Here is a 20135-nt window from a genome sequence, read left to right as displayed (position 1 = left end):
TCGGTCTCGGCCTGGGTAGCGGCTTCCCGCTCAGCGCTGGCGCGCCTCGATGCCCGAGGCGATGAGGTCGGCAGCTGTGGTGGCGGGTAGCTTCGGACAGCCCTGGATCAAGACCTTGGACAGCGCCGGCAGTCCAGACAAGTCGCCGAGATCCGTCAAGGGCTCGCAGTCGTACAGGCTCAAGGAGCGCAGCGCCGGAAGCTCGATTGCGCCCAGGCTGCGCAGCCGCCGGCTCTGGTAGATACTGAGCCGCTCCAGGTGCGCCAGGCCGCTGAAGGCGGACAAATCAGCCAGGTGATGCAGCCGGTGGAGGCTCAGCTCGCGAAGGGCGGGCATGGCGGCCAGGGCGGAATGATCCTTAAGACGTTCGGTCTCGACCAGATGGACCTCTCTGATCGACGGATGCCCTTCGAGCCCGTTCAGCGAGGTGAGCCGGTTATGCTTGAAGATGGTGATCTCGGTTAGCGCAGGCAGGCGGGACAACGCGCCCAGATCGGTGAGCGGGCAGGTCGGTGCGCCGAGCGAGGTCAAATGCGGATGGTGGCCCAAGCCCTCGAGACCGTTCAAGTTCGGGCTGCCGCTGAGCCACAACGCGGTCAGATGCCGCAGACCCGACAAGGGTGCGATGTCCCGGAGAGCGCGGCAGGACTGCAGGTTGAGGTCCTCCAAGCGGGGCAGGCCCTCCGCGATGCCGTCGAGGCTCGCCACCGAGGTTCCCATGAGGCTGAGGGTACGCAGCTCGTGCAGCCTCATCAGCGGGGAGATGTCCGACACCAGGAAGCAGCCTTGCAGGTCGAGGCTGCTCAATGCGGTCAGACCGGCCAGCGGCCCTACGTCGGCGACCGACACGCAGCCGCTCATGTCGAGTACCGTCAGGCCAGTCAGCCCGGCGAGCTCGGAGAGGTCGGACAGGTTCCGGCAGCGTTCGAAGCGCAGGGAGCGCAGAGCGGTCAAGTGGCGCAGGCCCGGGACGGAAGCAACCTTGATCAACGTCAGCTCAGTACGCCCTTCCCGCACGAACGCGGGCGCCAGCACCAACTCCGCGAATACCTCGGGATCGGTCGACTCCGGCCACAGCTTCAGCAGCTTGTCAGTGTGTGGCGAGGTCAGCTTGGCCGCGAACTGGCCGGCCAGAGTCAGCGCCGTACGCGCCTGACCGGCGGGCGCCGGATACCGGGCCAGCTCTCGTACGGCTTGCCATGCCCGCGCTTCCGACGTTGTCGCTAACTTGGGCCGCAAGGCCGTGATGTAAGGCGGCTCATGTGGTCGTGTGATCATCACGCAACACCTTACGCGCGCTGCAACGTGAGAGTGTCCCCCACGCGTAGACCGGATCCACCACTCAAACCTCGGCGAGAGGGAGTCGTACCGGGACACACAGGCAAGATCGAGAGATTGACCTGGCCAGACCTCCTTCCGGTCGCGTCAAGGTCACATGGGAGCTGCTTCAATCGTGCTGGGTGGTCTCCGTCGCGAGGGACGTCGCGGATGAGGTGGCGCCAATATATGTAAGGCCGTACTGATCGATTTGCCGGGACTTTTCCGCCTCGGAGGGCTCGTGCGACTCCTCGCCGTTCGTAACGATCATCCAGTCGATCGTGACATAAGGGGAGGCGGGATCTTCTTTTCTTGATCCGATCATCACCCACACTGTGATTCGTTTCTGGGCACGCGTTAGTTCGAGCAACTTGTTGGGCTGCCTGATATGCAGGCTGTATTTTGTGAACTGGGCGTTCTTTTGCCAGCCTTTGAGGACCCAGGAAGGGGGTCTTTCTCGTCCGCTGTCCGTGCTGGAGGTGGCGTATGAGATTTGTGAGGGCACGTCAATCCCCAGTTTGTCTTTACGGGCGAAGATGAGTTGTGCCTGGGCCTCCACTATGTCGTATCGTCGGTCCCTGGGCAGCATTACTATCTTCTCTAGGGCCATGCCTGTGCCTGGACTCAACTGCCGTCCTGGGGGAACGTGATTTATGCCCGTGACGAGGAGTTCCGATTTCCTTACGTCAGCGAATCTGTACAGATGCTGATCACTGAACTTTCTCAAGTCATTAACCCAGTGCATGACGGTGCGCGGTTGCGGAGTGTATTCCTGGATAATTCCCCATATCCAATACAACACGCCCACGACGTAAATTTCACTGGCGCCGTCGTTTCTGATGCTAATAGTCAACGGCAGGTAGATTGGATTGCCGCTTGGATGTGCCACTGGCTTGTCGAGGCGTGTGTTGAACTCTATTTTCATCGGGCTCATGTAAGGCATGTACATTTGAGTGTATGCGAAGTTGCCGGCCGCCAGAACCGCGGTCACGGTGACGCCGGCCGCAAATCTCTGCGGGTGCAGCAGGCCGTTCCAGGCGCCCTGGCGATAGAGTTTCCAGAGCGCCCAGACACTCCACACCAGAAGGGCGATCCACACCGGTAGAAAAAGCGTGAAGTCGCCGCCCTGACGCTGCATGATGAGCATCAGGGCGTTCGCGATGAACACGAGGACATAGCCGAACATCCCCAGGGCGCCTGAGTATTCGAGCCGCCGTTTGCCCTGATAGTCGCACACGGCCAACGCGGCGAGAAGCATTGCCAATGCGACCAGGACGAGCAGCACTCCGGTCACCCGCCCGGTGAAGGACATCGCGCCGCTGAGGTCTGCTGCCCCGATCCAGCCGAACAGGCCCGCACTCGCCAGCAGGCCGAGGCCCATGACGGTGGCTAGGACTTTGCGCTGTCTGCCGGCATTCGCCGTATCAGCTTTCTGCAGTACTCCATGCTCCACGCCGATCCCCCCTCGGCGAATTGAGGCCGAGGCATGCCCGGCCTCCTGGTCGGTACTTCCCTCCCCATACCCTCCCATCTCCTGGAATGCCCAGGCTCGCGGCAAATCTGGGTCAAGCATGATCTGCTGGCGTTGGTGGTGGATGGGGCCGCATCAGCGAGTACAGCCGTGCCGTTTGAGTCAGCAGTCAGGGTCAGAGCATAATTCTATTCTTGAGCGGGACAACGCAATTCGTCCGCCCCGCCATGCTCCGCGAGCTTCGCAGCCAATGAAAATTTGGTACGACCCGCCGCCTACAAGCAGCCGCGCCGCACTTGATCTGCGCATGGAAGATTTTCGCAATGGCGATCCTGCACAACGAGAGCGGGCCGCTCGTGATCATGCCTGTGTGGAGAGAACCAAATCGAGAGCGGCTGCAGACCTCATCGTAGAGGCCACGGGTACAGCGACGGTGATGTCCGGCCCGCCCAAGCGCAACGGCTGGATGATCGACGAGTGGATGGGCGACCGCGGCCACGATGCCACCCAGCGGTTGTTGAACCGCGCCGGCTGGACTCACCAGGTGCGATGAGCGCCGTCCGCCGATTCGTCATCACCCGTCTGGATGCCGCCGCCCGGCCGGACAGCCTGAGCGTGGGAGCGCTGGACGAGCTACGAAGCCACCGTCCATGTGGCCGCCATCAACGACTGGCTCACCCGCCTTTGAGACAGCCCCTAGATCCCGGAAAGTAGCGCCATTAATGGATGAGTTTGGCCAAAGTTAGTGATCTTGGCGGGGTTGATCACGGATGAGAATCGAGGCCCCCACCCGGGTGATGCGAGACCAGCGGTTGCGGTCCATTCGCGGTGTGATCGATCAGGCCTTGACGGGATGAAGCCGATTTGAATCAGGTCGCTGCTTGACTAGTCTCACCCGAACACAGAGAAAGGATTCGATCATGCGTAGATCCATAAAGCCACGGCCCGGCGTCGCGTTGGCTTCTGTAATCGCTCTCGCTCTCGGGACGGCGCTGTCCGCAGGCGCGCCGGCGGCGCGGGCAATGGAACCGAAAGACGAGGGACGCCCGAGCACGGCCGACGTCGAAATGGCAGCCTGGGAGCCATGGATGCAGTTTTTCGGTCCGCATGAGACTGTGACCCCCGACGCGTCCACGTTACTCCGCGACACCATGCTCCATAACTGCGCCAGCAAGTACGCGTGCCTTGCGGCCGGCGAGGGCGACGGCGAACACACCCTGTTCGAGCTGACCTACTGTACTCCCGACGATCGTTGGGTCTCCAACTTCATCGGCGATGGTGCCGTCGCGAACAACCAGATCAACAGTGCGAAAGTCGTCTTAAAGGATAAGGACAAGAAACCTGTAAGGACCATCAACGCGGGCAGTATAGAGCGCGTCGATTGGGATCCCATCTACTACATTGACGTATGTTGACGTACGCCTTTTACCTCGGCTGAGGGGGTCGGCCCGCGGGGACCAGGCGCCCCGGCTGCGCGCCGACATCGGCTTTGACCAAACAGGTGGCCGCCCCGCGCGAGCGGTGCACCGCTCGCGCGGCCCATGGCGCGATGCTGGGTCTTCCTTCGGGCACCTCGACTCGTAGGAGCGGAGGGGACCGAGGGCATGGGAAAGGGCTGGCGGGCCCGCCAGCAGCGGCGGCGGTGGTGCGATGGCCGCCGGGGCTGGATGAGACGGACCCGGTGCGGATCGTGTTGCCGGTCGAGATCGCGGGAACCCGGGCACGTCGTTGCGGGAGGCGACGATGGACGCCGAGGAACAGTGCTGGTTCCTGATCGGTCCGCTGGCGCGTTCAGCCGGATCAACCGACCCGGACACAGGGGCCCGGCACCTCCACGCCTGACTCGCCGAACGGGACTGGTTCGCCGCCCGGACGCCGGACCCCACCCCGGTGCTCGTCATCACCCACGCCGGGCACATCGGCCTGTGGGTGTCCCCGCCTCGACCGGGAAGAAGACGTTCTGCCAGTCGATCAGCGTGGGCCACCGTCCCCACAGGTCGCGGAACTCCAGGCCGAGCCAGTCGAACTCGTCGTGGGAGACGTTCGTGATCCGGGCCACGATGGACACGCAGAAGCTGCGCCGCCTGCGTCCTGTGGTGGCGCACCACAGGACCTTGCCCTGTGTGGCGGCCACGACCTGCTCCAGTTCGCAAACGCGTGCCGGCAGCCGACGCGGTGGGATGCGCCGACAGATGGGCGGCGACCTCGCGCCGAGGCCGATGGGCTCCCTGGAGAAACAATGGGCCGCCGGGCCAGTTCCCGATAGCCGGGATTACCCGCCGTGCGGCGAGCTCGACCGCGACGCGTTGCACCACCCCCGTCGGCCGGATCGACCACACGCTCGGAACGTGGCATGCCTACCGCCCCCCTGAAATCGACCACACGCCGATGTCGTTGCTCAGCACCGTCACCGCTTCGAATGCCGGACCCTCCCTATGCAGGCGCATTGTTGTCCGGTTGTCAGGGGTTGTTCATCTCCCCCACCCGGGGTTGCCGGACAACTCCTGCCGCCCTACAACAGGTCCAACAGGCCCAGGTCGCGCGAGCAGCACGTCGATCTCGCATTACCGCCTACGGCTACCCACCCGCAAAGGAGAAATATGAGCCGCGTCCACAATACGGAACGAAGGTTAAGCGCACGTCCTACACGCGCGGCCCATCGAGTCTTCAGCCGCCCTGTCCAGATCGTGCTCACCGTTGTCCTGCTCGTGCTGACGGCGTTGCCCGCGACTACCGCCCAGGCCGCACTGATTGATTGCTGGAACCGGCAGTGGAATAGCGGGGCCGGCTGGTACGGCGGATGCGCCGGGTCTACCCGGCCCGGCACCGACAAATACCGCGCCATCGCCTACTGCATACGGGAAAACGGGAGCACCCGGACGGCCTATGGCCCGTGGGTGAACATCATCCCCTATCCGGATTCGATCGCGATATGTCCAGTCAACTACTTCGCCTATGACGGTACCCTCGCGACCGCCTGAGGTCCGTAACCGAAGGTCGGTTGGCTCACATCACCACGACAGCACGCAAATCGGGGGCCCATTGGAGCCTCTGGCCGAGCCGAAGGGGACGCCCACATCGCCCGGCTCGCCGTCGAGCGCGACGAGCGGGCGCTGTGGGCCGGCCTGATGCGCGACTGGAAACGGCGTGGAATGCGCGCCCATCCTGGCGGTCGGAGGGCGGCGTGCTGGGGTTCACGGCATTGCGGGCACGGCAGGCCCCACAGCACTTCGCGACTCCGCTCGGGGTCTCCAAGCGCTGCTGGGTGGTTGGTGTACGGGCGGAGCCCGTGTTGTTCTGTTGTGAATACAATCAATTCCAAGCCATCGCCTTTACGTTGTAGATTTCAAACAGCGGATCCACAGCACTCATTCAGCCGCTGGCTCTCTGCGGACTGCCAAACCGGTGGTTACCCGGCTGCCGCTCCCCCAGCCCAGACGATCAAACGGCTCGACGCCATCACGCCACTCCCCTACAACCAGGGAACGACGTGCTGAGCTACCTCGTCGATTCCATGCCGTTGACCTTCGCCGGCGGGTACGGGCCGATCGGGAGGATTGGCCGGCCGGTGATGGCCTGATCCTGCCGCTGGAGGATCTCCCCGAACTCCTGGAGGTCGTCGTAGTTGCTGAGGACGACGCCGGCCCAACCGGAGTCCAGGTAGATGGTCCAGCTGGCGCTGATACCGCCGCTGCCGCCGCCGCGGTTGAACACCCACTGGCCGTCGCGGAGGTGGACCGGACCCACGTACGCCCTGAACGCCGGGGTGCCGAGTCGGTCACCGGGGCCGGGGAGCTTGGCCCCGGTGTACAGGTCGGCGTAGGGCCGGTCCAGCACCGTGCCGTCGCTCAGCGCGTGCGCGAACCGGGCCAGGTCCGGCGCGGTGGCGAAGACATTGCCGATGAAGCCGCGGCCCGGGTTCTCGTTCGGTCCCTGCTGGCTCAGGCTGTCCTTGTCCAGGTTGCGGACGGCGTCCACCCGGCTGCCGTCGGGCTGCCGCATGTACGGGTGCGCGATGTGCTCGTCGGTGAGCCACTGCGTCCTGGTGTAGTACGCCGAGCCGCGCATGCCGGCGCGTCCGAAGACGTGCTCGCGCATGTAGTCCCAGTACGTCGTGCCGGTCACGGCCTCCACGATCTGCGCGGCGATGGCGGAGGCGACGGCGCCGCCGGCGGTGTGGCCGCTGGAGCCCGCGCCGGGGACGCTCACCAGCGTCGCCTGCCGGGCCCACCGCTGGTTGTACTCGTGCACCTCTTCCCGGCTGTTGAAGACGCGTTGCAGGTCCGGCGGCGGCGCGTCCATCCCGGACATGCCGACGATCAGGTGGTGGATGGTCACCTGCTCGGCGATATCCGTGGCGAGGCCGTCCAGGTGGGTGCCCACCGTGTCCGACAGCTTCACCTCGCCGCGCTGCACCAGTTGCAGGACGGCCACAGGGAGGAACGGCCCGCCCGCCGAGGAGAGGTTGAATGCGACGTTCTCGTGGTTGCGGATCCCTCGTTCCCTGTCGGCCATGCCGTAGCTGCGCGACAGCACCGTCCGGCCCCGGTACGACAGCAGCACCACGCCGGAGAACCTGTCCTGTGCGGCCAGCTTCGCCACGAACCGGTCGTAGGCCCCGCCGGGCAGGGTGTCCGGCGGGATCCAGCCCGGCCCGGACGCGTCGGCGTGGACGAGCCCGGCACCTGCCAGCGGCATGCCGGCCGCCACGACACCGGCGCCCCATCCGAGCAGCCGCCGCCGCTCGACCCCACGTACGGAATCCGAGTCCATGTCATCGCCCTCCCCGCGCGAGGGAGGAGACGAGTGCTCGTCGAGGGACACGATGGTCCTGCGCGCTGTTGGTCATGGCTGCGATACTTCGTCGCGAATGTCACCGGCCCGCACGCGTGATGCGACCGTTTCTCGACAACCCTCCGATCTCGACCGCGACCCCGCGACAACAGGTGCCGGCGGAATGCGGCCGCGGAGCGTTGACATCAGCCTCCGGCGTCGAGCGTCGACGCTCACCCGCGTCAGTGGGAGGCCGCAGGTTGAACAGGGTCAAGGGCGTCGTCCTACAAAGCGGGGTGCACCTGCCCCCCGAGTGCCCGGTCATCGTGGATCAGCCGGATGATCGCCTGGCTCATCCGGGCGTAGTCGTGGTCGTTGTCCAGCTCGCCGCGCAGGCTGAAGTCGTTCATCACCGCGATCCGGTCGGCGAGGGTGACGATCTCCGGCAGGTCCGAGGAGATCAGCAGCAACGCCAGCCCGGCTTCGGCGAGCTCGGCGATCAGCTCGTGGAACGCCGCCTTGGTGCGTACGTCGATGCCGACGGTCGGCTCGTCCACGATCAGGATCTCGCATTCGGCGGCGAGCCACTTCGCGAGGCTGACCTTCTGCTGGTTGCCGCCGGAGAGCTGGCCCGCGAGCTGGGACGGTGAGGAGATCCGGATGCCCAGCCGATCGACGTAGCGGGTCATCAGGCGGCGTTCCGCCCGGTCGGTCACCAGCCCGGCCTTGGCCAGGCGCCGCCATACGGTGACGGCGACGTTGCGGGCGACCGTCTGGTCCAGGAAGAGGCCCTCTTCCTTGCGGTTCTCGCTCACGTAGCCGATGCGGTGGCCGCGGAGCGCGTCACCGACGTCGCGGATGCGCACCGGGCGGCCTCGCACCTCCATCGTTCCCGAGGTGATCCGGTCGAGCCCGACAAGCGCCTTGGCGAGTTCGCTGCGGCCGGCCCCGACCAGGCCGTACAGTCCGAGGATTTCTCCCGGGCGCACGGACAGGGAGATGTCGTGGTGGCCCCGTGCGGTGCTCAGCTTGTCCAGCCGCAGGAGTGGCGGTGTCGCCGGGTCGACGCGCCGTTCGGCGAGGCGGGCCGAGGAGTACGCCCGCCCGACCATGAGGTCGACGATCTGGTCCTGGCTGTGGTCGGCGAGCGGCTCGGCCTCGGCCACGCTGCGCCCGTCGCGCAGCACGGTGACCGTGTCCGCGATCGCGAACACCTCCTCCAGCTTGTGGCTGACGAGCACGATGGCGTGTCCGCTGTCGCGCAGCTTGCGGACGATCGCGTAGAGCCGGTCGGCCTCGTCGGCGGTGAGCGACGCGGTCGGCTCGTCGAGCAGCAGCACTTTGCTGTCGACGCTCAGTGCCTTGGCGATCTCGACCAGTTGCGCCTGCGCCACGGAGAGCCGGGAGACCGGGGTGTCCGGGTCGAGGTGCAGATCGAGAAGGCCGAGGCAGCGGCGGGCTTCGGCGTGCATCCGCGCCCGGTCGACGAGGCCGAAGCGCCGTGGCAGGTGGTGCAGCAGGATGTTCTCGGCGACGGTGAAGGCGGGGATCAGGTTGCGTTCCTGGTGCACGACGCCGATGCCCGCCCGCTGGGCGGCGAGCGGTCCGTTGAGGTGCAGGCCGGTGTCGCCGAGCGCGACCCGTCCGCCGTCCGGCTGGTGCACACCGGTCAGGATCTTGATGAGGGTGCTCTTGCCCGCGCCGTTCTCGCCCAGCAGGGCGTGCACGCTTCCCGCGGCGAGCCGCAGGGAGGCTCCGTCCAGCGCGCGGACTCCCGGGAAGGTTTTGACCAGGTTCTCGGCGGTGAGCATCACGGCGACCCTTTCGACAGCTTCTGGCGCATGGTGCCCAGCAGCACCGCACCGAGGACGACCGCGCCGACGATCAGGTCGATCCAGCGCGGGTTGATGCCGAACTGTGCCTGCATGACGTCCACCAGCCGGATCAGGAACGCCGCGAGGCAGGTGCCGGCGACGCTGACCACCCCACCGGCCAGCGCCACCCCGCCGATGATGGGCGCGGCGAAGCTGGGCAGCAGCAGGTCGTCGCCGATGCTGGAGTTGACGGAGCCGGAGGCGGCGACCGTGATGACGGCGGCGACCCCGGCGAGCAGGCCGCTGAGCCCGTGCGCGATGACGATCGAGCGGTCGTTGGAGACGCCCGACAGCCGCGCGGCGAACGGGCTGCCGCCGGTCGCCAGCAGTTGCCGGCCCACGACCGCGCGGCCGAAGAACAGGGCCACCAGGGCGGCCACCACCAGGGCGAGGACGAGGACGACCGGCAGGCCGAGCACCGAGGCGGCGCCCACGTCGCGTAGCCCTGGCGAGTACCCCTGGAAGGTGTCGGGGCCGTTGACGCCGTACCGGAGCCCTTCGAAGATCGTCATGGTGGCGAGGGTCACGATGAAGCCGTTGATCCGGGTGAACACGACGAGCAGCCCGTTGGCCAGGCCGGCGGCGAGGCCGACCCCGAGCGCGCCCAGTACGGCCAGCGGGGCGGGCAGGCCGCCTTCGAGCATGAGCCAGGCCGCGACCATGGCGGACAGGCCCGTGAGCGTGCCGACCGACAGGTTCATCTGGCCGACGGCCAGCACGACCATCTGGGACAGGCCGATGACGATCGGGACGGCGAGGAAGCGGAAGAACGCCTCCAGCGTCCCGCGGGAGAGCAGGTTGCCGTCCGTGGCGACGGCGAGCGTGAGGAAACCGGCGGCGGCGAGCACCGCGAGGGTGAACTCCGGCCGGGTGGTGACGTCCTTGAGCCTGCCGCCGGGCCCGGCGGGGCCGGCCGTCGTGGTGGCGGGGTTCATGCCCGCGTCCCCCTTCGTTCGGCGACGACGTGGCGCACCCGATCGAGCGACAGCGCGCCGAGCAGCACGAGGCCGATGTAGAGATTGAGCTGGTCAAGCTGGAACTGCAGCAGGTTCAGGCCCTTGTAGATGACCTGGGTGAGCATCGCGCCCAGCACCGTGCCGAGCACGCTGACGGCGCCGCCGGCCAGCAGTGTGCCGCCGAGTACCGGGCCGAGGAACGACGGCAGCAGGAACGCGTCGCCGATGCGCGCGGAGAAGGCGCCGTTGTTGGCGGCGAGCAGGAAGCCTGCCAGCCCGGCCAGCAGCCCGCTGAGCGCGTGGGCCTGCACCACCCGGCTCCGGACGGGGATGCCGGACAGCTCGGCCGCCTTCTCGTTGGCTCCGGTCATCAGGATCTCCCGCCCCAGTCTGCTGAAGCGGAACAGCAGTCCCGCCGCCACCACCGCGACGAGGGTGAGTGGCGCGACGAGGGGGATGTGCGGACCGCACAGGTCGCCCATGCAGTAGTCGGCGAAGGTGTCGTTGCGCAGCGCGTCCATGCCGGCGGGCCGGCTGGTGAAGGCGACCCCGTCGGTGAACGTGGTGTAGAGGATCGTGATGAGCCCCACCAGGGCGAAGTCCATCGCCAGGGTGACCACGAACGAGTTGACGCCGGTACGCGAGATGATCAGCCCGGCCAGCGCGCCGAGCAGCGCGCCCACGATCAGCCCGATCACCAGGCCGGCCACCAGCGGCACGCCGAGCCGGTCGTAGGCGAGGCCCATGGCGAACGCGCTCATCGCCGCCATCCGGCCGATGGCCATGTTCATGTGCCCCAGCGACAGGACCGCCAGTTGGGCGAGCCCGACCACCGCGTACACGCTGATGTCGGCCTGCAGCGGCACCAGCGTGAGCGCGGTGTCCATGAAGGCCGGCCGCAGCACGGTGAAGAGCGCGATCAGGGCGATCAGCAGGATGAGCAGCCCGAGGCGCGGGTTGGCCCAGAGCGGCATCCCCGGGCGCGCCGGCGGTGGATCGGCCGCGGGCGTCTCCGGCGGCGTCGCGGTCCGCGTGCTCACCCGACTCTCCGATCGTCGATCGCGTCGCGGTCCCACTCGATGCCGAGCCCGGGGGACGCCGGCGCCAGGGCGTGCCCGTCGACGATCTCGATCTCCCGCCGCGTGATCGCCCGGAGCTGGGGAATGTGCTCCAGGTAGCGGCTGTTGGGCACCGCGCAGCACAGGCTCACGTGCAGCTCCATGAGGAAATGCGGGCACACCGGCACGTTGTACGCCTCGGCCAGGTGCGCGACCTTGAGCCAGGGCGTGATGCCGCCGATGCGTGCCACGTCCACCTGGACGATGCCGGCGGCCTGCCGGTGCAGATACTCGCGGAACTGCGCCACGGAGTAGAGCGACTCACCGACCGCGACGGGGATCGAGGCGGCCGCGGCCAGCGCCTGGTGCCCGGCGACGTCATCGCCGGGCAGCGGTTCTTCGAACCAGTAGGGGTCGGACGGCTCCAGGAGCCGGGCCCGCCTGACGGCCTCCGCGGGGGTGAGCGACTGGTTGGCGTCGAGCATCAGGTCGAAGTCGGGCCCGACCGCGGCACGGACCGCGGCCAGCCGTTCCGCGTCCTGCGCGGGCGAGCGGCCGATCTTGAGCTTCACGCCGGGCCAGCCCGCGGCCTGGCCGGCCTTGGCGCCGGCGATGAGCTCCTCGGTGGTGAGATGCAGCCAGCCGCCCTCGGTGTCGTACAGCGGGATGCGGTCCTTCGCGCCACCCGCGAGGATCCACAACGGCTGGCCCGCGTCGCGGCAGCGCCAGTCCCACAGGGCCGTGTCCACGGCGGCCAGGGCCAGGGAGGTGATCGCGCCGACCGTGGTGGCCCGGGTCGCGGCGAACAGGTCGTGCCACACCGCCTCCACCCGGCGGGCGTCCGCGCCCGCGAGCCGGGGCAGCAGGTAGTCGCGCAGCAGGGCGAGCACGGCGGTGCCGCCGGTGCCGATCGTGTAGGTGTAGCCGGTGCCGGTGCCGCCGTCGTCGGTCCGGATCTCGACGAAGACGGTCTCCTGTTTGATGAACGACTGGACGGCGTCCGTGCGGACGGTCTCGACCTCAAGGTCGACGAGGTACGCCTCGGCGTGGATGATCGCGGGCAAGAGGAGCTCTTTCTGGGCTGGTGGAACTACTTGCAGGACAGGTACCGGCTGTCGAACGCCTTCTTCAGCTCGTCCGTCTTCGCCTGGCGGTCGGTGTCGTAGGTGTCGATGGCGTCCTTGGTCACCACAAAGGAACCGGAGTCGATGATCACTCCCGGCCGGCTCATGGTGCAGCCGCCCGCGAGCTTCGTCAGCGCGTACGACCCGACGGACGCCTGGCCGACCGGGTTCTGCAGCACGGTCGCGGCGACCGAGCCGTCCTTGAGACCGGCGAGGATGGTCTTGTCGTCGTCGATCGCGACGACCTTGATCGGCAGCTTGGACCGCTCGACACCCTCCGCGGCGGCCACCGCGGGGTTGTAGGCGGTGTTGACGATGCCCTGGATCTGCTCGCCCTTGGCGGCGAGAAGGTCGGCGACCGCCTTCTGCGCCGTCTGCAGGTCCTTGTCCACGTCGGTCACGGTCTGCAGGAGTTCGACCTTCCCGCCGGACTCCTCGACCGCCTGCTGCACCCCCGCGATGCGGCGCTGGGTGTTGGAGTCCACCTTGTTGCCGGTCAGGTGCACGAGGGCGCCCTGACCACCGATGGCCTCGATCGCGGCCTGCGCCGCCTTGTAGGCGGCCAGGCGCACGTCGGTGGACAGGCAGAAGTCCGCCTTGTCGACGTCGCCGGCCGGGCAGGATGCCAGCGAGGCGACCGGGAAGCCCTGCCGCTTGAGGTCCTCGAAGGTGGCGTTGATGTTCTCCGGGGAGACGCCGAAGACGCCGAAGGCGTTGTAGCCCTGCGCGGCCAGGGACTTCAGCACGTCGTTCTGCTTGGTCTGGTCCCAGTCGGCGGTCTCGTTGAAGGTGACGTCGGCGACGCCGAGGTCCGTCTTCGCCGTGGCGGCGGCGTCCTTCCACGGCTGGAAGTACGGGTGCGCCCCGCCGGGGACCAGGGCGATTTTGACCTGGCCGGGCGTCCGGGCGGGCGCGCCGGCCGGGGCGGTGCCCTCGCTCTTTTTCGTGCACCCGGTGGCGGTGACGGCGAGCAGCAGGGCGGCGGCCAGCCCGCCGAACCGGACCCATGATCGTTGATTCATGACCGCACCTTTCACAGGATCATAGATCCTATAGGATGTTTTATGGAGGTATAGTGCCTGCCTGTCAGGACGTCAAGACCTGATTTCCGATGGCCCGCCGACTCCGTGGGAGGATTGGCCCGATGGCATCCACCGACCCGATCCGGTTCAGGCGGTCGACGCTCGGCGACGACGTCTACGACGTGCTCAGGGCGCGCATCCTCGAGCACAGCATGCGGCCGGACGACCGCGTCAACATCGACGCGCTGGCCCGCGATCTCGAGGTGTCACAGACACCGATTCGCGAGGCCCTGGCCCGCCTGGAGTCCGACGGGCTGGTCCGCAAACGCCCGCTCGTGGGCTACACGGTCAGCCCGCTGCTCACCCGCGCCGAATACCACCACCTGTTCGAGATGCGGCTGCTGCTGGAGTGCGCCACCGCGCGATGGGCCGCCGAACGGGCCACCTCAGCGCAACGCGAGGCGATCACCGCGGAGGCCGCCGCGGTGATCGCGCAGGCGCCGGACGACCCCGGCGGCTGGCATGCGGCCTTCACCACCCACGACGCCGGCTTCCACGACCTCATCGCCGACGCGTCGGGCAATCCCTTGCTCCGCGACGGCCTCGAGCGCCTGCATGTCCACCTTCACCTGCACCGGAGATACTTTCCCTACGCCCACGCCGGCACGACGATCGCGGAGCATCAACGCATCGCGGCGGCCATCGGGGCCCGCGACCCGGACGCCGCCGAGGCGGCGATGCGAGAACACCTGAGCGCGGCGCGCGAGCGGCAACTGACGGCATTCGACTGACGCCCGCCGCCGGCCGGCCTGCGCGTTGTCTTTCAGATGGTCTTCTCCAAGGCGCGGAGGCCGGCGGCGGCCAGCGGCGCGACCGCCTGGCCGACCGACTCGAACCCGGAGCCTCGCGTCATGCCCTGCTGGAAGCGGGCGTGGATGCCCTCTGCGATCACGGCGATCTTGAAGTAGCCGAGCCCAAGATAGAAGTCGAGCCGGCCCAGGTCGCGGCCACTGACCTCGGCGTAGCGCTGCGCGAGGTCGGCGGGCGCGGGCAGGCGGTCACTGGTGGAGGCGGCCCTGCCGCCGAGCACGGGGGCGAACTCCGGGTCCGAGTAGACGAGATGCAGCCCCAGGTCGGCCAGCGGATCGCCCAGTGTGGCCATCTCCCAGTCCACCACCGCGCGAACCTCGGCGGGGTCGTGCTGGGCGAGGATGGCGTTGTCGATGCGATAGTCGCCGTGCACGATCGAGGCGCCACTCTCACCAGGGCACAGCTCCGCCAGTCGGGCGTGCAGCCGCTCGATGTCGGCCAGCGGGCGGGTCCGCACCCGTCGCCATTGGTCGTGCCAGCGCCCGACCTGCCTGGCCAGGTAGCCCACGGGACGGCCGAAATCCCTCAGCCCGACCGCGCCGGGATCGACCGTGTGCAGCTCGGCCAGCACATCGACCAGGCCGTACGTGCAGCGGGCGAGGTCCTCGTCGGACAGCGCGACCAGGTGGTCCTCGGTCCGCAACACGACGCCCTCGACGTACTCGACCACCGAGAACGGCACGCCCAGCACCTCCGCGCCGGCCAGGACGACCGCGCGCGCGACCGGCACCCGGCTGCCGGCGAGGGCCGCCACGACCTGGTACTCGCGGCCCATGTCGTGCGCCGACGGGGTGAGCCCGCCCAGCGGCGGACGGCGCAGCACCCACTGGTGCCGCCCGTCCGTGAGCAGATACGTCAGATTCGACCGGCCCCCTTGGAGCAACTCGGCGGTGAGACGGCCGGTGAACCCGGGCACGCGCTCGGCGAAGAACCGTTCGAGAGCGGGAAGATCCAGGCCGTCGTCCGCCGACCGGGCCGTGCCGGTCATCTCGCCGGTCATCCTGCCGCCTCCGCGTCATGCCGGCGCAGCACCCGCCTGGCGATGGCCCAGCGGTGGGTCTCCGATGGTCCGTCATAGATCCTGAACGGGCGGACCTCTCGCAGGTAGCGGCTCAGCAGGACGTCGCCGGAGATGCCGAGGGCGCCGCAGATCTGCACGGCACGATCGACGACGCGCCAGATCGCCTCCGCGCAGAAGGTCTTGGCGATCGCGGTGGACTGCGACGCGGATTCCTTCCGGTCGAGCTCCCAGCACGCCCGCAGGATCAGGCCACGGGACGCGGCGATGTCGATCTCGTTGTCGGCGATCATCTGCTGGACCATGCCGAGTTCGCCGAGCCGCGACCCGAACAGCCGCCGCTCCGCCGCCCGCGCCACGGCGATGTCCTGCGCCCGCCGTGCGATGCCCAGCCAGCGCATGCAATGGGTCATCCGGGCGGGACCCAGCCTGACCTGGGCGTGGCGGAAACCCTGGTCGACCTGACCGAGCACCGCGTCCGCACCGACCACGCAGTTGTCGAAGACCAGCTCGACGTGCCCTCCGTACAGGCTTTCGTCGAGGGTGTCGATGTGCCGGACCGTCTTCATGCCGGGGTTGCCGGCATCGACGAGGAACATCGTCGCGCCGCCCGCCTCGCCCTGCCGCCCCGAGGTTCTCGCCATGCAGATCGCGAACCCCGCGCCGTCCGCGCCGGTGATGAACCACTTGCGGCCGTCGATGCGCCACCCCCCGTCCACTCGCGTGGCGCAGGTGGAGAGCGCGCTGGGATCCGAGCCCGCGCCGGGGGCCGGCTCGGTCATCGCGAAGCAGGAGCGGACCTCGCCCGCGGCGAGGGGCCGCAGGTAGCGTTCCTTCTGCTCGCCGGTGGCGACGGCTTCGAGCAGGTGCATGTTGCCTTCGTCGGGCGCCGCGATGTTGAGCGCGAGCGGTCCCAGGAGGGAGTAGCCGGCCTCCTCGAACACCGCCGCCCGGCCCAGCATGTCCAGCCCGAGCCCGCCGTACTCCCGCGCGACGTGCGGAGCGAAGATCCCGGCCTGCTTCGCGGCCTGCTGCAACCGCCGGCGCACGTCCTCCGACCGGACGACGCCACGATGCCGCTCCTCAACGGGTATCACCACCTCGCGGACGAACGTCGCGGTACGCCGTGCGACCTCGGCGACATCCGGGCTGGGGGCAAGGTCGATGGCCATGGAGCCTCCCATGTAGCTAATCATCGTTAGCCGAGCTGTCGGGCGCAACAGTCGACCAGGATCCCTGGCAAGCTAACATACGTTAGCTGAGGCTTCGGGAGGCGACGTGGACAGGCTCGATCACATCCGTGCCGTGGCGCTGGAGTTGTTCGCCGGCAAGGGGTACGAAGCGACCACGATGGCCGACATCGGCGCCGTGGTGGGGATGCGCGCGCCCAGCCTGTACAAGCACGTCACCTCCAAGCAGGATCTGCTCGCCGAGATCATGACCGTGACGATGCGGGAACTGCTCGCCGCCGGCCGCGCGGCGGTCGCGACCACGGCCGACCCCGTCGAGCGCCTGCGGCGGGCGACCGAGGCCCACGTCCGTTATCACGCCCGGCACCGGCGTGAGGCGTTCGTCGGCAACCGGGAGATTCGCAGTCTCGTCGAGCCTCATCGGGGCCGCGTGCTCGAACTGCGCGCCGAGTATGAGACCTGCTTTCGCGACCTCGTACGGGCGGGGATCGCCGCGGGCGTGTTCTCCGTGACCTCGGAGCGGCTCGCGTCCTACGCGATCCTCGACCTCGGCATGGGCCTGGCGGCCTGGTACCGCGAGGACGGCGAGCACAGTGAGGACGCCGTCGTGTGGCAGTACAGCGAGTTCGCGCTGCGCATCGTGGGCTCAGGAGGCTGATCGGCCCGCCGACGGCCGCGGCACGGATCAGGAGCCGGTACTTGAATTGAATTGAGTTTGGTCTATCGTGGCACGCGGATGACGACCACCCCCGCCGACCAGCCGATCCGAACAGAGGAGAGCCGCGTGAGCGCAGAGGAGACCGATCTGCTGATCATCGGCGCGGGCATGGCGGGACTGACCGCGGGTGCCCGCGCGGCACGCGATGGGCTGTCCGTGGTGATCGTCGAGATCAGCGACGACGTCGGCGGATCCGCCCGCCTCGCCGGGTACGCCTGGACCGCCCCGAGCCACGATGTCATGGATCAGCACAATCCCCACGGAGACGTCTCACTGAAGCGCGCCCTGGTGGACCGGTTCGCCGACGGCATCGCGTGGATCCGCTCCATCGGCGTCGAGGCCAAGGACGCGCAGCGTGTCCTCAGCTTCGGCCGCGGGCACCGGTTCGACACCGGCCACTACATCGACACCTGCCGCCGGCTCATCCTCCAGGGCGGTGGCGAACTGCTGCTCAACACCGGCACCGAACAACTGGTGACGGAGCAGGGGGCCGTGGTCGGAGCGCGGCTGAGGTCGGCCGACGGCACGGCGAGAGAGGTACGGGCTCGCTCGACGCTCATCGCGACCGGCGGATTCCAGGGCGACCTCGAGCTCCGAACGGCTCACGTGCACCCGCACGCCGACCGCATGGAGCTGCGTTCGAATCCCCACAGCCGCGGCGGCGGCTACCGTCTGGCCACCCAGGTCGGCGCGGCCACCGGCCATGAGGACGCCGGCTTCTACGGCCACCTCGTCCCCAGCGGCCTGTCCTTCGCCGATCCGTCGGATTTCGTGAACATGTCGCTGTACTACAGCGAGCACGCGCTCCTGTTCAACCTGGACAACGAGCGGTTCGTGGACGAGACGCAGGGCGACCACCTCACGACCATGGCGTTGCTGGAGCAGCCCGGGAGTCGCGGCCTCCTCGTCGCCGACGCCCGGGTGTTCCGCGACTGGATCCTCGGTTCCTACGTCGAGGGAGCCGTCGCCGTCGACAAGTTCGCCCTGGCGAGCAGGCGAGGCGGCCGCGTCGGATTCGCCGAGGATCTGGACGAGCTGGCCTTCCTGCCCGAGGAATGGGGTTACCACGGCAAGGCCGTCCGCGACGGCGTCGAGGCGTTCAACGAGCGCGCATCGGCGGGCCTGGAGCTGCGGCCCGGCCGGGAGCTGGACCGCCTCCCGCTCGACGAGGCGCCCTACTACGTCATCGAGACGGTACCGGCCATCACCTTTCCCTTCCACGGCGTCCGCGTCGACGACCACGCCCGTGTTCTGCGCGGGGACGGCGAACCGCTCGGCGGACTCCTCGCGGCGGGGTCGGACGTCGGCGGCCTGTGGCACCGCGCCTACGCCGGCGGCATCGCCGCGGCTCTCGTCTTCGGGCTCACCGCGGCCGGCACCGCCGCGAAGGCGGCGGCAGCGGCGCGGGAGTCCCCGTGAGCAACCATGGCCCCGTGCGTACGGAATCACCCACCGGCAAGACTTATGGTCATCGACAAGGAGCCACCCATGACCACCGAAACCCCCCTGCTCAACGCGTGGTTCGCCACGATGGACTCCGACGAGCCGGAACACGTGCTCGAGAAGATCGCTGATGACTTCCAGATGTCGGTGGTGTTCTCCAAGGGTGACGCCCAGACCGCCGAGTTCTGCGGCGACCGCGCGGGCCTGGTCGGCTACCTTGAGCAACGCGAGAAGAACACGCTCGTCCATCACCTGGTCCGGGCCGCGGCCGTCGGCGACGTCGAGCTGGGGTTCGGCCTGGTGACACGGGACGGCCTGTTCGAGGCGTCGTTCAACGTGACCGCGCTCGTGGATCCCGCGTCCGGCCGGTGCCGGCGACTGCTGATCTGCCGCACTCCTGAGATCGCCTTCCCCCTGAGCGACCAGTGAGCGACCAGTGAGCGACCAGTGAGCGAAGGGTACGACGGCATGACCGCAACCACCAACGGCCGATTCGAGGGGATGATCGCGCTGGTCACCGGAGGCGGCTCCGGGATCGGCTCCGCCGTCGTCCGGCAGCTCGATCGCGAGCGGTGCGCGGCGATCTATGTGGCCGACGTCAACGAGGTCGGCGCGCGGACGGTGGCCGCGGCGACCAGGTCCGGCCGCCCGGCCGCCCTGGACGTCACCGTCGCCGGCGCCGTCGAAGCGCAGGTCGGACGGATCGTCGAAACACACGGCCGGCTCGATGTCGTGGTGAACACCGCGGGGGTCGACGACCCGCGTGCCAAGGAGCGGATCCTGGCCGCCCAGCAGTCCGGCGAGCCCCTCGACGTGTTCCGGCATCTCAAGGACGAACAGTGGCGCCGGGTCATGGCGGTCAACCTCGACGGGTCGTTCCACGTCCTGCGTGCCGCGGTGCGTGCGATGATCCCGGCGGGCCGCGGCGCCGTCGTCCTGGTCGGATCGTCGGCGGCCTTCGACACGCTGGCGGGCTACGCCCACTACGCGGCGTCCAAGGCGGGCGTCCACGCGCTCGCGCAGTCGGTGGCCAAGGAGGCGGCGGCGTTCGGCGTACGGGTCAACGTCGTCGCGCCCGGTCCCGTGGACACCCCCATGGCGGCCCGAACCCCCGCGGCCGTCAGGCAGGCGATGGAAGCGTCGGGACCGGTCGGGTACGCCTCCCCGGAGGAGCTCGCGGACAACATCCTCTACCTCGCCTCCCCCGACGCCTCGAACGTGGTGGGCGCCGTCCTGCTGAGCAACGGCGGACGGTTCACGGTCTGAAGCCCCCTCGACCCTTGGCCACCTGGGCGTACATC

At 68.4% G+C, this 20135-nt stretch carries 19 protein-coding genes; 8 read left to right on the top strand and 11 right to left on the bottom strand.

The features are described from left to right. Positions 1-30: 30 nt before the first annotated feature. Positions 31-1278: a hypothetical protein gene (locus AB0I15_RS21835; protein WP_358098203.1), complete on the bottom strand. Its 1248-nt coding sequence runs from the start codon at positions 1276-1278 to the stop codon at positions 31-33. Positions 1279-1447: 169 nt separating this feature from the next. After that, a complete protein-coding gene (locus tag AB0I15_RS21830; protein WP_358098201.1) occupies positions 1448-2770 on the bottom strand; it encodes a hypothetical protein in 1323 nt (440 codons plus the stop codon). Positions 2771-3038: 268 nt separating this feature from the next. Between AB0I15_RS21830 and AB0I15_RS21825 the strand changes: the two genes are divergently transcribed. Continuing rightward, complete coding sequence (locus tag AB0I15_RS21825; RefSeq protein ID WP_358098198.1) at positions 3039-3341, top strand: hypothetical protein; 303 nt, start codon at positions 3039-3041, stop codon at positions 3339-3341. A gap of 367 nt (positions 3342-3708) precedes the next feature. Then, positions 3709-4203 (top strand): hypothetical protein, encoded by a 495-nt coding sequence (locus AB0I15_RS21820; protein ID WP_358098196.1) that lies wholly within the window; start codon positions 3709-3711, stop codon positions 4201-4203. A 485-nt stretch (positions 4204-4688) separates the two neighbouring features. On the opposite strand, the gene AB0I15_RS21815 is transcribed toward AB0I15_RS21820, so the two are convergent. Further along, positions 4689-4922 (bottom strand): hypothetical protein, encoded by a 234-nt coding sequence (locus tag AB0I15_RS21815; RefSeq protein WP_358098193.1) that lies wholly within the window; start codon positions 4920-4922, stop codon positions 4689-4691. 553 nt (positions 4923-5475) lie between these two features. Between AB0I15_RS21815 and AB0I15_RS21810 the strand changes: the two genes are divergently transcribed. Then, positions 5476-5769 carry a hypothetical protein gene (locus tag AB0I15_RS21810; protein ID WP_358098191.1) on the top strand — a complete coding sequence of 98 codons (294 nt, stop codon included), beginning with the start codon at positions 5476-5478 and terminating at the stop codon, positions 5767-5769. 517 nt (positions 5770-6286) lie between these two features. Here the strand turns inward: AB0I15_RS21810 and AB0I15_RS21805 are convergent. The 6 genes from AB0I15_RS21805 to AB0I15_RS21780 all read right to left on the bottom strand — a co-directional run bounded on the left by AB0I15_RS21805 (position 6287) and on the right by AB0I15_RS21780 (position 13595). After that, the gene (locus AB0I15_RS21805; protein ID WP_358098188.1) at positions 6287-7561 is read right to left on the bottom strand and encodes a serine hydrolase domain-containing protein; all 1275 of its coding nucleotides are present in this window, start codon (positions 7559-7561) and stop codon (positions 6287-6289) included. Positions 7562-7845: 284 nt separating this feature from the next. Beyond that, complete coding sequence (locus AB0I15_RS21800) at positions 7846-9372, bottom strand: sugar ABC transporter ATP-binding protein (RefSeq protein ID WP_358098185.1); 1527 nt, start codon at positions 9370-9372, stop codon at positions 7846-7848. Then, a complete protein-coding gene (locus AB0I15_RS21795) occupies positions 9372-10370 on the bottom strand; it encodes an ABC transporter permease (protein WP_358098182.1) in 999 nt (332 codons plus the stop codon). Before AB0I15_RS21795 ends, AB0I15_RS21800 begins: the two co-directional genes overlap by 1 nt. Then, positions 10367-11431 carry an ABC transporter permease gene (locus tag AB0I15_RS21790; protein ID WP_358098179.1) on the bottom strand — a complete coding sequence of 355 codons (1065 nt, stop codon included), beginning with the start codon at positions 11429-11431 and terminating at the stop codon, positions 10367-10369. The genes AB0I15_RS21795 and AB0I15_RS21790 overlap by 4 nt, the downstream gene beginning before the upstream one ends. Beyond that, positions 11428-12513 carry a mandelate racemase/muconate lactonizing enzyme family protein gene (locus AB0I15_RS21785; RefSeq protein ID WP_358098176.1) on the bottom strand — a complete coding sequence of 362 codons (1086 nt, stop codon included), beginning with the start codon at positions 12511-12513 and terminating at the stop codon, positions 11428-11430. The genes AB0I15_RS21790 and AB0I15_RS21785 overlap by 4 nt, the downstream gene beginning before the upstream one ends. 26 nt (positions 12514-12539) lie before the next feature. Next, a complete protein-coding gene (locus AB0I15_RS21780) occupies positions 12540-13595 on the bottom strand; it encodes a sugar ABC transporter substrate-binding protein (protein ID WP_358098173.1) in 1056 nt (351 codons plus the stop codon). A 122-nt stretch (positions 13596-13717) separates the two neighbouring features. Here AB0I15_RS21780 and AB0I15_RS21775 point away from each other — a divergent pair, with 122 nt between their 5' ends. Further along, on the top strand, positions 13718-14386 hold the full coding sequence (locus AB0I15_RS21775; protein ID WP_358098171.1) for a GntR family transcriptional regulator: 669 nt from the start codon (positions 13718-13720) through the stop codon (positions 14384-14386). Between the two features lie 32 nt (positions 14387-14418). Here AB0I15_RS21775 and AB0I15_RS21770 read toward each other — a convergent pair whose 3' ends face one another. Beyond that, positions 14419-15465, bottom strand: coding sequence for a phosphotransferase family protein (locus tag AB0I15_RS21770; protein WP_358098168.1), 1047 nt, complete (start codon positions 15463-15465; stop codon positions 14419-14421). Next, complete coding sequence (locus AB0I15_RS21765; protein ID WP_358098165.1) at positions 15462-16655, bottom strand: acyl-CoA dehydrogenase family protein; 1194 nt, start codon at positions 16653-16655, stop codon at positions 15462-15464. Before AB0I15_RS21765 ends, AB0I15_RS21770 begins: the two co-directional genes overlap by 4 nt. Positions 16656-16761: 106 nt before the next feature. Here AB0I15_RS21765 and AB0I15_RS21760 point away from each other — a divergent pair, with 106 nt between their 5' ends. The 4 genes from AB0I15_RS21760 to AB0I15_RS21745 all read left to right on the top strand — a co-directional run bounded on the left by AB0I15_RS21760 (position 16762) and on the right by AB0I15_RS21745 (position 20100). Continuing rightward, complete coding sequence (locus AB0I15_RS21760) at positions 16762-17331, top strand: TetR/AcrR family transcriptional regulator (RefSeq protein ID WP_358098162.1); 570 nt, start codon at positions 16762-16764, stop codon at positions 17329-17331. A gap of 126 nt (positions 17332-17457) precedes the next feature. Beyond that, complete coding sequence (locus AB0I15_RS21755; RefSeq protein ID WP_358098160.1) at positions 17458-18810, top strand: FAD-binding protein; 1353 nt, start codon at positions 17458-17460, stop codon at positions 18808-18810. A 69-nt stretch (positions 18811-18879) separates the two neighbouring features. Beyond that, positions 18880-19263, top strand: a complete 384-nt coding sequence (locus AB0I15_RS21750) for a hypothetical protein (RefSeq protein ID WP_358098158.1) — start codon at positions 18880-18882, stop codon at positions 19261-19263. Between the two features lie 39 nt (positions 19264-19302). Further along, positions 19303-20100, top strand: a complete 798-nt coding sequence (locus AB0I15_RS21745; protein WP_358098156.1) for an SDR family NAD(P)-dependent oxidoreductase — start codon at positions 19303-19305, stop codon at positions 20098-20100. The last annotated feature ends 35 nt before the right edge of the window (positions 20101-20135 follow it).

Source organism: Nonomuraea sp. NPDC050643 (assembly GCF_040654715.1).
Classification (GTDB): domain Bacteria; phylum Actinomycetota; class Actinomycetes; order Streptosporangiales; family Streptosporangiaceae; genus Nonomuraea.
This window is presented reverse-complemented; position numbering and strand designations above follow the sequence as displayed.

What these genes read in the sequence shown, in the direction of transcription:
- AB0I15_RS21750 (WP_358098158.1), top strand. Translation starts at nt 18,880, where the DNA reads ATGACCACCGAAACCCCCCTGCTCAACGCGTGGTTCGCCACGATGGAC.
- AB0I15_RS21835 (WP_358098203.1), bottom strand. Translation starts at nt 1,278, where the DNA reads ATGATCACACGACCACATGAGCCGCCTTACATCACGGCCTTGCGGCCC.
- AB0I15_RS21795 (WP_358098182.1), bottom strand. Translation starts at nt 10,370, where the DNA reads ATGAACCCCGCCACCACGACGGCCGGCCCCGCCGGGCCCGGCGGCAGG.
- AB0I15_RS21805 (WP_358098188.1), bottom strand. Translation starts at nt 7,561, where the DNA reads ATGGACTCGGATTCCGTACGTGGGGTCGAGCGGCGGCGGCTGCTCGGA.
- AB0I15_RS21765 (WP_358098165.1), bottom strand. Translation starts at nt 16,655, where the DNA reads ATGGCCATCGACCTTGCCCCCAGCCCGGATGTCGCCGAGGTCGCACGG.
- AB0I15_RS21770 (WP_358098168.1), bottom strand. Translation starts at nt 15,465, where the DNA reads ATGACCGGCGAGATGACCGGCACGGCCCGGTCGGCGGACGACGGCCTG.
- AB0I15_RS21780 (WP_358098173.1), bottom strand. Translation starts at nt 13,595, where the DNA reads ATGAATCAACGATCATGGGTCCGGTTCGGCGGGCTGGCCGCCGCCCTG.
- AB0I15_RS21820 (WP_358098196.1), top strand. Translation starts at nt 3,709, where the DNA reads ATGCGTAGATCCATAAAGCCACGGCCCGGCGTCGCGTTGGCTTCTGTA.
- AB0I15_RS21745 (WP_358098156.1), top strand. Translation starts at nt 19,303, where the DNA reads ATGACCGCAACCACCAACGGCCGATTCGAGGGGATGATCGCGCTGGTC.
- AB0I15_RS21825 (WP_358098198.1), top strand. Translation starts at nt 3,039, where the DNA reads ATGAAAATTTGGTACGACCCGCCGCCTACAAGCAGCCGCGCCGCACTT.
- AB0I15_RS21800 (WP_358098185.1), bottom strand. Translation starts at nt 9,372, where the DNA reads ATGCTCACCGCCGAGAACCTGGTCAAAACCTTCCCGGGAGTCCGCGCG.
- AB0I15_RS21775 (WP_358098171.1), top strand. Translation starts at nt 13,718, where the DNA reads ATGGCATCCACCGACCCGATCCGGTTCAGGCGGTCGACGCTCGGCGAC.